This window comes from Streptomyces sp. NPDC058326, assembly GCF_042879855.1.
Taxonomy (GTDB): Bacteria; Actinomycetota; Actinomycetes; order Streptomycetales; family Streptomycetaceae; genus Streptomyces.
Genome location: NZ_JBHVZO010000002.1, coordinates 1 through 14228 on the forward strand (window position 1 = coordinate 1; position 14228 = coordinate 14228).

Consider the following 14228-nt stretch of genomic DNA (forward strand, 5'->3'; position numbering starts at 1 on the left):
GGCCTGCGCCGCGCGCGGGGCCCGACGCCGGACGGTCTGCGCGGGCCGCCGGGCCGGCGGGCCGGCGGGCCGGCGGGCCGGCGGGCTGGCGGGCCGGCGGTCGCCCCCGGCGGGTCTGCCTACGATGGGTCCATGTCTGAGCGCGTAGATCCCCCGGCCGCGTCCCGTCCGCACGGGCGGACCCCCGGAGCGCTCGAACTCTCGGCGGCGGCGGAGGTGTTCGGGCTGCTCTCCGACCCGACCCGGCTCCAGCTGGTGTGGCTGCTGACCCGGGGCGAGGCCGATGTGAGCGCCCTGACGGAGGCGTGCGGCGCGGCGCGCCCGGCGGTCAGCCAGCATCTGGCCAAGCTGCGCCTCGCCGGGCTCGTCCAGTCCCGCAAGGACGGCCGCCGGGTCGTGTACGCGATGCCGGACGGGCACCTGAAGCGGCTGGTGGTCGAGGCGATCAGCCGGGCCGACCACCAGGTCAGCGGGGAGCCCTGGCACGACTGAACCCGGCACCCGGCACGCCCGCAAATCGTCATGTGCGCACCCATGCACATGTCCGCTAGGGTGAGGACGTCCGCAGTCCACCGGGCCGACCGGGGGCGTCCTCATGCTGTCCGTACTGCGCAACCCCACCTACCGCCGCCTGTTCGGCGCGCAGGTCGTCGCCCTCACCGGCACAGGCCTGGCGACCGTGGCGCTGAGCCTCCTCGCGTACGACCTGGCGGGGGCGGACGCCGCCGCCGTGCTCGGCACCGCCCTCGCGATCAAGATGGCCGCGTACGTCCTGATCGCCCCGCTCGTCGGCGCCCTCGCCGGCCGGATACCCCGGCGGGCCCTGCTCGTCTCCATGGACCTGGCGCGGGCGACGGTCGTCCTCGCCCTGCCCTTCGTCAGCCGGATCTGGCAGGTCTACGTGCTGATCCTGCTGCTCCAGGCCGCGTCGGCCGCCTTCACCCCGGCCTTCCAGGCGACCGTCCCCCAGGTCCTGCCCGAGGAACGCGACTACACGGAGGCCCTCTCCCTCGCCCGCCTCGCCTACGACCTGGAGAGTCTGGCGAGCCCGCTGCTCGCCGCCGCGCTGCTGACCGTCGTCCCGTACAGCTGGCTCTTCGCCGCCACCGCCGCCGGCTTCCTCGGCTCCGGCCTCCTCGTCCGCTCGACCACCCTGCCGGACGCGGACCCGGACGACGACGTGGGGAGGGCCGGGCGCGGTCCCGGGGCGCGTACGTACGCCAAGGCGGCCGCCGGGATCCGGCTCGTGCTCGCAGCCCCGCGCCTGCGGGCGCTCCTCGCCCTGGACCTGGCCGTCGCGGCGGCCGGGGCCGTGGTCCTGGTCGAGACCGTGCTCCTGGTCCGCGGCACCCTCGGCCGCCCCGCCGGAGACGTACCGCTCGCCCTCGGCGCGTACGGGGCCGGCTCGATGGCGGTGGCCCTGCTGCTCCCGCGCCTCCTGGAGCGGGGCGGCGACCGGGCGGTCATGCTGTGGGCCGTCCGGGTGCTCCCCGTGGCCCTGGGCCTGCTCGCCCTCGGACTCGCCGTCCCGCCGGGCCCCTGGTCCTGGCCCGCCCTGCTCGCGGTCTGGCTGGTCACCGGCGCCGCCGGCTCGGCGGTCCTCACCCCGGGCGGCCGGGTGGTGCGCGGCTCGGTCCGGAGCGGGGACCTGCCCGCCGCCTTCGCGGCCCGCTTCTCCCTCTCGCACGCCTGCTGGCTGCTCGCCTATCCGCTCGCCGGCTGGCTCGCCGCGACGGCGGGCCCGGCCGCATCGGCGGCCGTACTCACCGTCGTGGCCCTCGTCGGAGCCGCGACCGCGGCACGCCTGTGGCCCGCGAAGGACCACGAACCGGAGAGGGACCACGAACCGGGGAGGGACCGGGAGCCGAAGAAGACGGACCAGGAGCCGAAGACGGACCGGGACCGGGGAACGGACCCCGCACCCCTCCCCGAGCGGTCGCCGCGCTCCGGCGTGCGCCGGAGCGCCGGGCCGTCCAGGAGCGCGTCACGGCCGTGACGGACCTTTGTCACTCACCCGGCGCCGGGGCGAGCGCGTCCATGAACGAGCTGACCGAGAACACCGCGCGCCCCGGCCCCGCGGGCCCGTACCCGGGCGGCGCCGCGAGCCCGTACTCCTCCAGCGTCGCCGTGTACGCCTCAAGGAGCCGCAGGTGGTACTCCAGCGGCGCCCCGTCCGGGTTCTCACGGCCGAGCGGGGTCGTCGGCTCAGGGCACCACGTGGTGAAACGGGGGGTGATCCCGCGCGACATGAAGAACCGCAGGCCCTCCCGGGTGGAGGCGATCGCCTCGTCCACGGTCAGGAAGCCGGAGGGGCGGGCCATCTCGACGCCGGCGACGAAGTTGGGGATGACGTTGCGCGGCCCGAAGACCTCCGCCGAGTCGAGGATGCGGCGGTGCCACTCGTCCCGGCCGATGTACCGCTCCTTGCCGGGGCAGTACAGCTCGAAGAGCCGGCGGTCCCACACCTCGTAGTTCGGGTGGTAGATCCGGATGCCGTAGTCGTGGAAGCGCTGGACGTCCTCCTTCGGCAGGGCCTGCGCGACGACCTTGCCGATCCAGCGGCCGGGGAAGCGCTCCTCGATCGCCCGCGCGTACTGCCCGTAGAAGTCGGCTTCGTCCTTCCCGCCGACCTGGGACGTGACCGCCCCGCCCGTGAGGGTGTACGCGGTCGAGGTGCGGGCCGTGTCGTGGCGGTCGATGATCTCCAGGGCCTCCAGGACCTCGTCGACCGGCTTCACCCCGGTGTACGGGCGGCCCGCCGCCTTGTGCTGGCGCCAGTTGTGGTTGATGTCGCAGTACTGGCACTCCTCCTTGGCGCCGAAGTACTGGCAGACCCGGAACACCGTGAGGTAGATCAGATAACCCCACTGGATCGTCGGCGCGACCTCCATCACGGACTTGCCGTTCGCCAGCGGGTGCCGGTAGTACTCCGGCATCGGCGGCAGTCCGACGTCGGCGATCCGGACGCCGTCGAGGAACAGCGCGAGCGTCCCGTCGGCGTCGGGCGCCACCCGGTACGGGGACAAGGGGTTGACCCGTACCGACACCACCGTGCGACGCAGTCCGTACGGCCCGCCGGTGAGCACGATCTCCTCCGGCGGGCGGTTCAGCGCCGCCTCACCGAGCTCCGGCAGGGTGCGGTGGTCGAACGAGAAGATGAAGTACGACTTCGGCTTCACCTCGCCCCCCTCGTTCTCGCTCAGCGCCGAGGGGTCGAAGGCGAGCCCGCCGCGCAGCAGGTCCTCCTTGAACACGGCCTCCGGAGGGATCCCGGGGAAGCGTTCCATGAGGGATTCCACGACAGCGGTACGGGTCGGGGCAGCGCTGGACACAGGCGGATCTCCAGTGTGAGAGACGACGGAGCCGACGCCTTCACGCTACGCGCGCGTGCCTCCGGCGCGGCGACCGGGACCCCGGTGCGCCCGGGCGCGGCGCGTCCCGCCGTCAAGGGCGCGGGAGGGATCCTGATGCTTCCACGGAACCCGTCCCACTCACCTCACCGGAGAGCACACATGAGGATCAACCTGGCCAGCCTCCTCGTCGACGACCAGGAAAGGGCGCTGCGCTTCTACACCGACGTACTGGGCTTCCTGAAGAAGACGGAGGTGCCCCTCGGCGAGTACCGCTGGCTGACGGTGGTCTCGCCGGAGCACCCCGACGGCGTCGAGCTGGTCCTGGAGCCCGACACCGCCCTCCCCGCCGCCAGGACGTACAAGAAGGCGCTGGTCGAGGCCGGCATCCCGCTCACGTCCTTCGCCGTGGACGACGTGCGCGCGGAGTACGAGCGGCTGCGGGGACTCGGGGTCCGCTTCACCCAGGAGCCGGTGGAGATGGGCCCGGTCACCGTCGCGATCCTGGACGACACCTGCGGCAACCTCATCCAGATCGCCCAGTACGCGGAGTGACCGTCGGCCGGCCCGGCGGGGGCCGGGCCCGGTCCCACGCCGCGGCGTGAGTCCGGGCCCGAGCTGGCCGCGGACCGCACGCCCCGCGGTCCCCCGCGTCCGGGAGCGGCGTCAGGCGCCCACCGGCACCGGGGCCCGGCCCGGGATCCCGGCGCCGGGCTCGCGGACGTGCCGGAGCCCGAGCCGCAGGTACGCGGCGAGGTCCGCGCGCGGGGCCTTGCGGACGAGGTGACGGATCGCCTGCATGGCCTCCCAGGCGGAGGCATGCGCCAGGGACGTGCCCCAGCTCTCACCGAGACCGTCCCAGAGATACGCGCTGAAGCCGAGCTGGAGCGCCTCCGCCCGGCGTCGTTCCTCCTCGTGCGCGTCGAGGGCTCGTACGAAGAATCGTTCCGCCTCCCTGGGCGGCAGTGCCGAACGGATGATGCGCAGGTACGGCGCGACGAGCGACGCGACCTCGGGGCACTCCCCACCGGGGACGACGGGGTCGCCGGGAACAGGTGCCGTGATGGGCTCGCACATGTGAGTCATGAACCCATCGATACGTCATCTGATCGCAGGATCGGCCGTGGCGCGCCCACGCGCGGCGCCGGTTCGCCCCACGGAGTCAGACCCCGGGCCCTCAGGAGCTCCTGAGCACGACGAGCCGGCGGGTCGCGCGGGTCATGGCGACATAGCGGTCGACCGCTCCTTCGATCCCCTCGCCGAACGACTCCGGATCGACGAGGACGACCAGGTCGAACTCGAGGCCCTTCGACAGCGAAGGCGTCAGCGACCGGACGCGGTCACCCGGCCGGAACCACGGGGCGCCGATCACACAGGCCGTGCCCTCGGCGTGGGTGGCGAGCCAGTCGTCGAGGAGCGGGTCGAGTTCGTCGACGGATCCGTGGACGACCGGGACGCCGCTGCTGCGGACGGACGTCGGCACGTTGGCGTCCGGGAGCGCGGCCCGGATGGCCGGCTCGGCCTCCGCCATGACCTCTTCCGGCGTGCGGTAGTTGATACTCAGGGACGCCACCGTGATCCGGTCGAGACCGACCCGTTCGAGCCGCTCCTGCCAGGACTCCGTGAACCCCTGCCGGGCCTGGGCACGGTCCCCGACGATGGTGAAGCTCCGGGACGGGCAGCGCAGCAGCAGCATCTGCCACTCGGCGTCCGTCAGTTCCTGCGCCTCGTCCACGACGATGTGCGCGAACGGTCCGGCGAGCAGGTCGGGCTCGGTACCCGGCAGCGCGGCCTCGTCGACCAGACTGTCCTTGAGGTCCTGCCCGCGCAGCATCGTCACCGCGCCCTCACCGTCGTCGTCGGCCGCCAGCACGTTGTCGATGACGTCGGCCATGCGCGCCCGTTCGGCGGCGACGGTCGCCTGCTGCCGCCGCTTGCGCCGCGCCGCCTCGGGGTCGCCGAGCCGCTGCCGCGCCGCGTCCAGGAGCGGCAGGTCGGACACCGTCCAGGCCTGGGCGTCCTCGCGCTGGAGCTTCCGCACGTCCTCGCGGCTCAGCCAGGGAGCGCACTTCCGCAGGTAGGCGGGGACCGACCACAGGTCGCCGACGAGATCGGCCGCGTCGAGCAGCGGCCAGGCGCCGTGCAGGGCGTCGGACAGTTCCTCGTCCTGCCGCAGGGCCCTGCGGAACTGGTCCTCGGGGACCTCGCCGTCGAGCTTGGCCAGCAGGAGGGTGGCCAGCTCCTCCCAGATCTGCTCCCGCGCCTCGTTGTGCGGAGTGCCGGCCTCCGGCGCCTCGAAGGCCTCGGCCCAGTCGTCGGCGGTCAGCCGGACGTCGGCCCAGTCGGTCGAGACGGTCATTCCCTTGGCGGGCGGCTCCTCGTAGAACCTGACGGCCGCCTCGATCGCCCGCACCATGTCGGCGGACGACTTCAGGAGGGCCACCTCCGGGTCGCGCTCGGCGGCCGCCTTCGCGCCCTCCGCGACGAGGTCCCGCACGGTGCAGGTCCGCACCCCCTCCTCGCCGAGGCTGGGCAGGACGTCGGCGACGTACGCCAGATAGGGCTGGTGCGGACCGACGAACAGCACGCCGCCCCGGCGGTGACCGAGGCGCGGGTCCGCGTAGAGGAGGTGCGCGGAGCGGTGCAGTGCGACGACGGTCTTTCCCGTACCCGGGCCGCCGTCCACGACGAGGGTGCCGCGCGAGCCCGCCCGGATGATGGCGTCCTGGTCGGCCTGGATGGTGGAGAGCACATCGCGCATCCGGGCCGACCGGCTGCCGCCGAGGCTGGCGATGAACGCGGACTGGTCGTCGAGGGCCGCGTGCTCCTCAAGCCCCTCGGCGGTGAACACCTCGTCCCAGTAGTCACTGATCCGGCCGCCGCTCCAGCGGTACCTGCGGCGGCTCGCCAGGCCCATCGGGTTGGCGTGGGTGGCCGCGAAGAACGGTTCGGCGGCCGGGGAGCGCCAGTCGATGAGCAGCCGGCGTCCCGTGCTGTCGGTGAGGCCGAGGCGCCCGACGTAGACGGGTTCCGAGCCGTCCTCGCCGACGACGCGTCCGAGGCACAGATCCAGGCCGAAGCGGCGCAGGGTGCGGAGCCGGCCGGTCAGCCGGTGGATCTCCGCGTCCCGGTCCATCGCCTCCCGGCCGGCGCCGCCGGGCGCCTTCCGTGCGGCGTCGAGACGTTCCGAGAGGTCGGCGATCGCCTCCCGGAGGCTCTCCGCGATCGCCGCGAAGTGCCGCTCGTCACCGGCGATGAGCGCCGGGTCGGCCTTGGGGGAGAGGCGGTCGGGAAGGTCGAACGCGCTGGTGTCGTACGACTGGTCCACCGACGAAAGCACACGCACGGAGAAGGACTCCCATTTCTGCAGGGGCTGGCTGAGACCAGTGATTCTGCGGGACGACCGGGGCCTTGCCGCAAGCCCCCCTGTGCGCTATAAGTTGAGAGTGGCAAGAGGTGAGTGTTCCCCTTGCCACTTTTTCGTACGGGGCCTCACCGGATCTCGCGGTGCCTTCTCCGCGCGTCGATCCGGGGTCAGCGCGGCATGACCGCGCCGGCGTAGACGTGGTCCGGGGTGGCGACCGCGGTGACCGCCCGGGCGAGGAGCGTGGACGGTTCCTGACCGCCGCTGTCGACATCCGTGTTGATCATGATGACGAGGGTGGCCTTCCGCTCGGGCAGATGGACGGTCACGGTCTCGTATCCCGGGATCGAGCCGTTGTGCCCGATCCATCCGTTGGTCTCGAAGATCCCCAGGCCGTAACGCGTACCGGGGAAGCCGGTCGGCAGCGTCTTGAGCCGCTGCGCCTGGGTCTCCGGGCTGAGGAGCTCTCCGGTCGCGAGGATCTCGGCCCAGCGACGCAGATCGTGCAGGTTCGAGATCATCGCCCCGGCCGCCCAGGCCCAGCTGGGGTTCCAGTCCGTGACGTCCTCGACCGCGCCGCTGAGCGTCTGGTCGGTGTATCCGCGCGCGTGCGGCTCGGGGAACTCGGCGCCCTTCGGGAAGAGCGTGTCGTGCAGGCGGGCGGGGCGGAGCACCCGCTCGTGGATGAACCCGGCGAGCCGCTTGCCGCTGACCTTCTCGATGACCAGGCCGAGCAGGATGAGGTTGGAGTTGGAGTACTGGAACTGCGTGCCCGGCGCGAAGGTGTTCGGGTGCCGGTAGCCGTACGAGAGCACCTCCCACGGGTTGAAGGCGCGCTCCGGCTGGGTCTGCAGGTCGCGGATGAACTCGGGGTCGGACGTGTACGGGAAGAGGCCGCTGCGCATCTCCGCGAGATGGCGCAGGGTGATCCGGTCGCCGTCGGGGACCCCGCGGATGTAGTCGGAGATCGGGTCGTCGAGCCGGATCTTTCCCTCGTCGACGAGTTCGAGCAGCGCGGTGACCGTGAAGGTCTTGGTCTCGCTGCCGATCCTGACGAAGGTGTCGACGGGCATCGGCTTCCGGGTGACGGTGTCGGCGACACCGGTCGCGCGGACGTAGCACCCCTTGCCGGGCATCCACAGGCCGACCACGACACCCGGGATGGCCGCCTGCTCGCGGACGTCCTCGATCGTCTTGTCCAGCTTCGCCGTGAGCCCGGGACCGAGACCGTCCGGTCGGCAGTCGCCCTCGCCGTGCGGGCCGGCACTGGCGGCGTGTACGGGAGCGCCGGGGACGAACGCGGTCGGCGCGAGCACGGACGCCACGAGCAGCGTCGCGGCGAGCAGTCTTCGGCAGGGGGTACGTCGCATGGGGGTGACGCCTCTTCCAGGTCAGGGATCGGACGGCCACATCACCACCGGCGCACCGCGGCGGAGGTCCCCGGCACGGCACTCCGTCCGGCGAGTCCACTCGTTCGGCGCCACCGGGTCACCGGGGCGGCCCCGGACCGCGGCGTCTCACGGGTCAGGAAAGCGGCGCCGTCTCAAGGGTCGGGAAAGGGAAGAGCGGAACCGGGCCGGACGGTGCCGTGGCTGCGACCACCGTCCGGCCCGGAGTGCGTCGGGCCCGCTGTCAGGCCGCCGGTTCGTGCGCGCAGGCCTCCTCGATGCCGTACGTCTCCCACGCGGGGAAGTCGTCGTCGGCGGGTACGGCTTCGCCCGGCACGAGCAGGCAGGCGTCGAGGGCCGCGCGCAGGGCGTCGGCGCGGAGCCCGGTGCCGATGAAGACCAGTTCCTGGCCCTGCGCGGTGTCCGGGCCGTGGGCGCCGGACGGCTCGAACCGGGCGACGGCGCCGGCCTGCGACCACAGCCCGGTCACCCGGGGCCGGCTGGCCAGCCGGAAGAAGCCCTTGGAGCGCAGCACCCGTCCGAAGGTCCCGCTGTCCATCCCCTTGGTGACGAAGTTCCAGAGCCGCCCGGGGTGGAACGGCAGGTCGGAGCGGAACACCAGGGAGGAGATGCCGTACTCCTCGGTCTCCGGTACGTGGTCGCCGTTGAGCTCCTTGACCCACCCGGGGGCCTGCTGGGCCCGCTCGACGTCGAACAGGCCGGTTCCCAGGACGAGTTCGAGCGGCACCTGCCCGCGGACGGCCGGGACGACGCGCGCCTCCGGGTTGAGCCGGGAGAGGGTGGCCCGCAGCCGGCGGGCCTCCTCGGGCCCGACCAGGTCGAGCTTGTTGAGGACGATGACGTCCGCGAACTCCACCTGGTCGACGAGGAGGTCGCTGACCGTACGCTCGTCGTCCTCGTACGGGGCGAGGCCGCGCTCGGCGAGTTCGTCGCCGCCGTCGAGTTCCGGCAGGAAGTTCGCGGCGTCGACGACGGTCACCATCGTGTCCAGGCGGGCGAGGTCGCCGAGGGTGGCCCCGTCGTCCCGGGGGAAGGAGAACGTCGCGGCTACCGGCAGGGGTTCGGAGATGCCGCTGGACTCGATGAGCAGGTGGTCGAACCGGCCTTCGCGCGCGAGCCGGTCGACCTCCTCCAGGAGGTCGTCGCGGAGGGTGCAGCAGATGCACCCGTTGGTCATCTCGACCAGCCGTTCCTCGGTGCGGGACAGGGCCGCCTCGCCGCCGCGCACGAGCGCGGCGTCGATGTTGACCTCGCTCATGTCGTTGACGATGACCGCGACCCGCAGTCCCCGGCGATTGCCGAGGACGTGGTTGAGGAGGGTGGTCTTCCCGGCGCCCAGGAACCCGGACAGGACGGTCACGGGCAGCCGGTCGGTGGGCGTCATGAGGGCTCAGCCCTCCGGGCGGAGCAGGCCGCGCTCGTACGCCTTCACCAGGCGCTGCGGCACCAGGTACGCCGAGCCGTCCACGGTGAGGGGGACGAGCTGCGGGGTGCTCGCCTTCCACTGCGCGCGGCGGTGACGGGTGTTGCTGCGGGACATCTTCCGCTTGGGAACGGCCATCAGGGGTCTCCTCGGTGGGGTGGGTGGGCGCGCCAGAGGCTATATGAAAATGGATCCCATTATCAATCCAGCCCCCTGGCAATCGTTAATGAAAACCATTGCCATATAGTGGGGCTCCCGGGTCCGGCTCCGGGCTCCCGTGACGACCGGAGTGCTGCCCGAGCCCGCCCTCGCGCCCTTTCCCTCGTCCCCGCCCCGCGCCCGACCACGCCCGACCACCGAAAGGCCCTGCCATGAAGCCCGGAATCCACCCCGCCTACGGGCCCGTCGTCTTCCGCGACTCCGCCTCCGGCACCGCGTTCCTCACCCGCTCCACGATGACCAGCGACAAGACCGTCGAGTGGGAGGACGGCAACACCTACCCGCTCGTCGACGTGGAGATCTCCTCCGCGAGCCACCCCTTCTACACGGGCACCGCCCGCGTGCTCGACACCGCGGGCCGCGTCGAACGCTTCGAGCGCCGCTACGGAGCCCGCTGATGGACCGCGACCGCGAACTCCCCGTCGTGATCGTCGCCGGCCTCCACGCCGACGCCAGGAGACAGGTCGTCGAGCGCCTGCTGCAGACGGTGCCGGGGAGCGTGGCCCTCCACCACGACCTCGCCGGAGCCCCCGAAGGCACCGTGGTCCGGCTGATCCACGACGCCTCCGGCACCCTCTCCCGCGGCGAGACGCCCCTGGTCAACGACTGCGCGTGCTGCGCCCTCCGCGAGGACCTCGTCCCGGAACTGTGGCGCCTCGCGGACAGCGGCCTGACCCGGCTCGCCGTGGTCGAGCTGTGGGACTCGGTGGAACCGAAGGCCATGGCGGAGGTGGTGGCCGGGCACGGCGGCGACCGCCTCGCCCTGACGGGCGTGATCACCGCCGTGGACCCCGCGCTCGTCCTGCCCTACCTCGCCAACGGCGACGACCTGGCCGAGGCCGGACTCGCGGCGGCGCCCACCGACCGCCGGACCGTCGGTGACACCTGGGCACGCCAGCTGGAGTACGCGCCCGTCCTCGCCGTCGTCGACAACGAGGAGGCCGACGACGAGGACCGCGCGCTCCTCGCGCAGCTCCACCCCACCGCGCGCCGCGTACCGGTCGATTCCGAGGAACTCGCCCTGGCCGCGTTCGCCGGCGTCGACGTCGAGGCCGCCGCGGCGGCGCAGCACCCCGCGTGCGCGCTCCTGCCGCAGGAGGCCGACGAGGCCGGCGTCTCCACGTTCGTCTGGCACCGCCGCCGGCCGTTCCACCCCGAGCGGCTCTACCAGGCGCTCGAGGACCTGTGCTGCGCCGCAGCCCGCAGCCGCGGCCGTTTCTGGCTCGCCGACCGCCCCGACACCCTGCTCGCGTGGGACGCGGCGGGCGGAGCGCTGTGCGTGGAGAGTGTCGGCCCGTGGCTGGTGTCGTTGCCGGACGCGGCCTGGGAGATGGTCCCTCCCGTACGCCGGGCGGCGGCCGCGCTCGACTGGCATCCCGACCACGGCGACTGCTGCCAGCACCTCGTCTTCACCTCGCCCGGCCTGGACCGGGACGGTCTGGAACAGCTCCTGGACTCCTGCCTGTTGACGGACGCGGAGTACGGATCGGGCCGCGAGGCGTGGAAGCACCTGCCCGCCGTCTTCGACTCCCTCCTCGACGCCGCCTGACCCGCACCGCCCGACGCGTACCGCACGAACCACGCCGACCGAAGAGCCCGTACAAGGAGACACGACCATGGCCCGACGCACCGACCCCCACAAGCCCGCCAAGCCCCGCCCCAACCCGCTCGACGCGGCCGGCATCACCTACGTCGACTACAAGGACACCGACCTGCTCCGGAAGTTCATCTCCGACCGGGGCAAGATCCGCAGCCGGCGCGTCACCCGCGTGACCGTCCAGCAGCAGCGGGCGCTCGCCGCCGCGATCAAGAACGCCCGGGAGATGGCCCTCCTGCCGTACGCGTCCCGCTGACGCACCACCGCGGAAGGGCCGGGAACGGGCCGGAGGCCGGACGGCCAGCGACGAGACCCGGCCGTCCGGCCCCGGCGCGCGGCTCACTCCGGGAGGAAGACGTCCTCACGCGCGTCGGCCAGGACGAACCCGTTGTCGAGGCGGACGCGGACCGTCGCCCGCGGCTGCTCCCGCCCGTACGCGGTCCACGCGGGTTCGAGCGACGCCACCTGCTCCACGAGTCGCTGCCTGCTCGCCGGTGGCATCTGGTGACCGAAGTCGGCGAGGAGCGACGTGAGCCGTTCGTACTCCCGTACCTCCGGGGTGGGGATCCTCTCCGGGCGGTCGACCCGCTCGACGGTGCCTCCGGTCCCCGCCGCCAGGAACAGCGTCCCGGCGGAGACGTCCGCCTCGGCCGGGGAGCCCTCGGCCGGAGTGACGGCACCGCCCACCCTGAGGTCCGCCGCCAGCGTCACCCGCCGGCCCTCTTTCCACGTCATCGGCCCTTCATAGCACGAGGGGCGATCACCGGGGGCCGCCGGACGGCCGGCAGCTCAGCTGTCGGCGTCCTGCGGGTACCAGCGCAGTTCCACCGTGTTGCCGTCCGGGTCCCTGACGTAGACGGACTGCGCCGAGCCGCGCGCACCCCAGCGGGGGACGGGTCCCTCGATGACGTCGAACGTCCCGGAGCCGATGACCTCCTGCCAGTCGAGGGGGTCGACGACCAGACAGATGTGGTCGACGTTGGACTCCCCGCGCGGGCGGGAGAAGAGGTCGATCACGGTGCTGTCGTCGATGCGCACGGACGGGAACGGCACCGTGCCGGCCCGCCACTCGTCGACCCGCTCGGGCGCGAGGCCCAGGGGGCCGGTGTAGAACTCGAGCGCCTTGTCGACATCGGTGACGTTGAGCACCAGGTGGTCGAAGGCTTTGACACGCATGGTCGGTTCTCCGGTCTTCTCGGGGACGTGGCCCGGCGCGCGGCGCGCACCGGTGATCATGGCTGGAACCCTACGCCCGCCCGTACGGGCGCCCAGAAGGAAATTCGCATCTTCGTGGCTTCCGTCAGTACGAAGGCCCGCCGGGACACGGCAAGACTGCCCGCAAGAGGGCGCGGCGTGCCCCGGGAGCGGCCCGGGGCCCCGGCCCGACGCGGTACAGGGGAGGACGACACGGTGGGCGTACAGCAGTACGACGAGATCGGTGAGGCGTACGAGGGGTTCAAGTCCCTGCCGCTGGAGCAGTACGCGGTGGTGCCCAGCTTCCTGGCCATGGTGGGGGACGTGCGGGGCAGGTCGATCCTCGACCTGGCCTCCGGAACCGGCTTCTACAGCAGGGAGTTCAAACGGCGCGGTGCCACGGACGTCGTCGGCGTCGACATCTCCGGTGAAATGATCTCCGTGGCACAGCAGTTGGAGGCGAAGGACCCCCTGGGGGTGCGCTATGAGGTGGGGGACGTGGCCGAACTGCGTTCCTTCGACGAGCCGTTCGACATCGCCCTCGCGGTGCAGCTCTTCGGCTACGCGGGGGAGCTCGCCACCGCCGAGCGGATGTGCCGCGCGATCCACCGGAGCCTGAAGCCCGGCGGCGACCTCTACGTGCTCAACCAGTCGCCCGACTTCCGCTTCGACGGACCGCCCCCGGACAAGTACGGCTTCCGCAGCGAACTCACCGGCGGGGAGTCCGAGACCGGCCCCCAGGTCCGGATCACGGCGCTCCTCGACCCGCCGGTCACGTTCGTCGCCGACCGCCCGCGCCGCGAGGTCTACGAGACGTCGCTTCGGGCAGCCGGATTCAGCGAGCTGACCTGGGTGCCGCTGACGGTGTCGGAAGCCGGCGTACGGGAGTTCGGCGCGGACCACTGGGCGGACTTCCACGCCAACCCGCCCCTGGAGATGCTCCACTGCCGAGCCTGACGACCACGTCCGGGGCGCGGAGCCGGTCCGCCGTCCTGGCCCTCACCGGGCGGCCGGCGGCTACGGCGCCGCCGGCCGCCCGGCCTGTGCGCGGCCGCGAACAGCGGCCGCGTCCGGCGGACATGAGGGCTCAGGCCGGGTGCCAGTCGGGCCGGCGGCCGCTGAGGCCGATCACGCGGTCCAGGAGGGGTGCGCCGGCCGGTACCGGGACCACGGGGCCGAAGAACGCCTCTCCGGAGGCGTCGTCGGCCGGAGTCAGCAGGGCCTCGGAGACCAGCAGCTCCTCCTCGCTCACCTCGTACTCCTGGCCGGTCGCCCGCGCCAGGTCCCAGCCGTGGATCAGCAGCTCGTCGAGGGCGATCCGGCCCATGACGGCGGCGGGGGCGTCGACCCCGCCCGCCTGTGTGTCCCCCTCCCAGGCGCCCGGCTCCCGCCAGGCGGCGGCCAGTTCGCGCAGCGCCTTCGGCAGGGCCGTCCGCCAGTCGTCCGCCAGTACGGGACGGGACGAGCCGGGCGGCGTTCCGGTCGTCGGCCCGAACTCCTTGCGGGCCGCGTCGCGGAAGGCGACGCTGAGCCCGGCGACATGAGCGAGCAGCTCCCGTACCGCGTACTCCGGGCAGGGCGTCGGGGCGCCGAGCCGCTCGTCGTCGATACCCTCCGCGAGCCGGGCGACGCGCTCCGCGGCCGCCCCCAGGTCGATCGGCTTCATGTGTGA

The 14228-nt window shown here is 72.8% G+C and carries 16 protein-coding genes; 7 read left to right on the top strand and 9 right to left on the bottom strand.

Features of this window, described 5'->3' with window-relative positions; genetic code table 11:
- Window positions 1-132: 132 nt before the first annotated feature.
- Window positions 133-492, top strand: coding sequence for an ArsR/SmtB family transcription factor (locus tag ACFVYX_RS02895; protein ID WP_389679512.1), 360 nt, complete (start codon window positions 133-135; stop codon window positions 490-492).
- A gap of 103 nt (window positions 493-595) precedes the next feature.
- Complete coding sequence (locus ACFVYX_RS02900) at window positions 596-1996, top strand: MFS transporter (protein WP_389679513.1); 1401 nt, start codon at window positions 596-598, stop codon at window positions 1994-1996.
- 10 nt (window positions 1997-2006) lie between these two features.
- On the opposite strand, the gene ACFVYX_RS02905 is transcribed toward ACFVYX_RS02900, so the two are convergent.
- Window positions 2007-3287: a radical SAM protein gene (locus tag ACFVYX_RS02905; protein WP_389679514.1), complete on the bottom strand. Its 1281-nt coding sequence runs from the start codon at window positions 3285-3287 to the stop codon at window positions 2007-2009.
- A gap of 225 nt (window positions 3288-3512) precedes the next feature.
- Between ACFVYX_RS02905 and ACFVYX_RS02910 the strand changes: the two genes are divergently transcribed.
- Window positions 3513-3905 (top strand): VOC family protein, encoded by a 393-nt coding sequence (locus ACFVYX_RS02910; protein ID WP_389679515.1) that lies wholly within the window; start codon window positions 3513-3515, stop codon window positions 3903-3905.
- Window positions 3906-4016: 111 nt separating this feature from the next.
- On the opposite strand, the gene ACFVYX_RS02915 is transcribed toward ACFVYX_RS02910, so the two are convergent.
- From ACFVYX_RS02915 to rpmF, 5 genes are all read right to left on the bottom strand, one after another.
- Window positions 4017-4436 carry a hypothetical protein gene (locus ACFVYX_RS02915; protein ID WP_389679516.1) on the bottom strand — a complete coding sequence of 140 codons (420 nt, stop codon included), beginning with the start codon at window positions 4434-4436 and terminating at the stop codon, window positions 4017-4019.
- Between the two features lie 91 nt (window positions 4437-4527).
- Window positions 4528-6696, bottom strand: a complete 2169-nt coding sequence (gene helR / locus ACFVYX_RS02920) for an RNA polymerase recycling motor ATPase HelR (RefSeq protein WP_389679517.1) — start codon at window positions 6694-6696, stop codon at window positions 4528-4530.
- Between the two features lie 188 nt (window positions 6697-6884).
- On the bottom strand, window positions 6885-8084 hold the full coding sequence (locus ACFVYX_RS02925) for a serine hydrolase domain-containing protein (protein WP_389679518.1): 1200 nt from the start codon (window positions 8082-8084) through the stop codon (window positions 6885-6887).
- 262 nt (window positions 8085-8346) lie between these two features.
- The gene (locus tag ACFVYX_RS02930) at window positions 8347-9507 is read right to left on the bottom strand and encodes a GTP-binding protein (protein ID WP_389679519.1); all 1161 of its coding nucleotides are present in this window, start codon (window positions 9505-9507) and stop codon (window positions 8347-8349) included.
- Window positions 9508-9513: 6 nt separating this feature from the next.
- The gene (gene rpmF, locus ACFVYX_RS02935) at window positions 9514-9684 is read right to left on the bottom strand and encodes a 50S ribosomal protein L32 (protein WP_389679520.1); all 171 of its coding nucleotides are present in this window, start codon (window positions 9682-9684) and stop codon (window positions 9514-9516) included.
- 233 nt (window positions 9685-9917) lie between these two features.
- Between rpmF and ACFVYX_RS02940 the strand changes: the two genes are divergently transcribed.
- From ACFVYX_RS02940 to rpsR, 3 genes are all read left to right on the top strand, one after another.
- The gene (locus ACFVYX_RS02940) at window positions 9918-10163 is read left to right on the top strand and encodes a type B 50S ribosomal protein L31 (RefSeq protein ID WP_389679521.1); all 246 of its coding nucleotides are present in this window, start codon (window positions 9918-9920) and stop codon (window positions 10161-10163) included.
- Window positions 10163-11314, top strand: coding sequence for a CobW family GTP-binding protein (locus ACFVYX_RS02945; protein ID WP_389679522.1), 1152 nt, complete (start codon window positions 10163-10165; stop codon window positions 11312-11314). Before ACFVYX_RS02940 ends, ACFVYX_RS02945 begins: the two co-directional genes overlap by 1 nt.
- 67 nt (window positions 11315-11381) lie before the next feature.
- Entirely contained in the window at window positions 11382-11618 is a 237-nt protein-coding gene (rpsR, locus tag ACFVYX_RS02950) for a 30S ribosomal protein S18 (RefSeq protein ID WP_389679523.1), read from the top strand.
- A gap of 83 nt (window positions 11619-11701) precedes the next feature.
- Here rpsR and ACFVYX_RS02955 read toward each other — a convergent pair whose 3' ends face one another.
- Both ACFVYX_RS02955 and ACFVYX_RS02960 read right to left on the bottom strand, forming a co-directional pair.
- Window positions 11702-12097, bottom strand: a complete 396-nt coding sequence (locus ACFVYX_RS02955; protein ID WP_389679524.1) for a hypothetical protein — start codon at window positions 12095-12097, stop codon at window positions 11702-11704.
- Between the two features lie 54 nt (window positions 12098-12151).
- Window positions 12152-12538, bottom strand: a complete 387-nt coding sequence (locus ACFVYX_RS02960; protein WP_389680023.1) for a VOC family protein — start codon at window positions 12536-12538, stop codon at window positions 12152-12154.
- Window positions 12539-12772: 234 nt separating this feature from the next.
- Between ACFVYX_RS02960 and ACFVYX_RS02965 the strand changes: the two genes are divergently transcribed.
- Window positions 12773-13513: a class I SAM-dependent methyltransferase gene (locus tag ACFVYX_RS02965; protein ID WP_389679525.1), complete on the top strand. Its 741-nt coding sequence runs from the start codon at window positions 12773-12775 to the stop codon at window positions 13511-13513.
- 130 nt (window positions 13514-13643) lie between these two features.
- Here the strand turns inward: ACFVYX_RS02965 and ACFVYX_RS02970 are convergent, their stop codons facing one another.
- Window positions 13644-14222: a TIGR03086 family metal-binding protein gene (locus ACFVYX_RS02970; protein WP_389679526.1), complete on the bottom strand. Its 579-nt coding sequence runs from the start codon at window positions 14220-14222 to the stop codon at window positions 13644-13646.
- Window positions 14223-14228 lie beyond the last annotated feature (6 nt).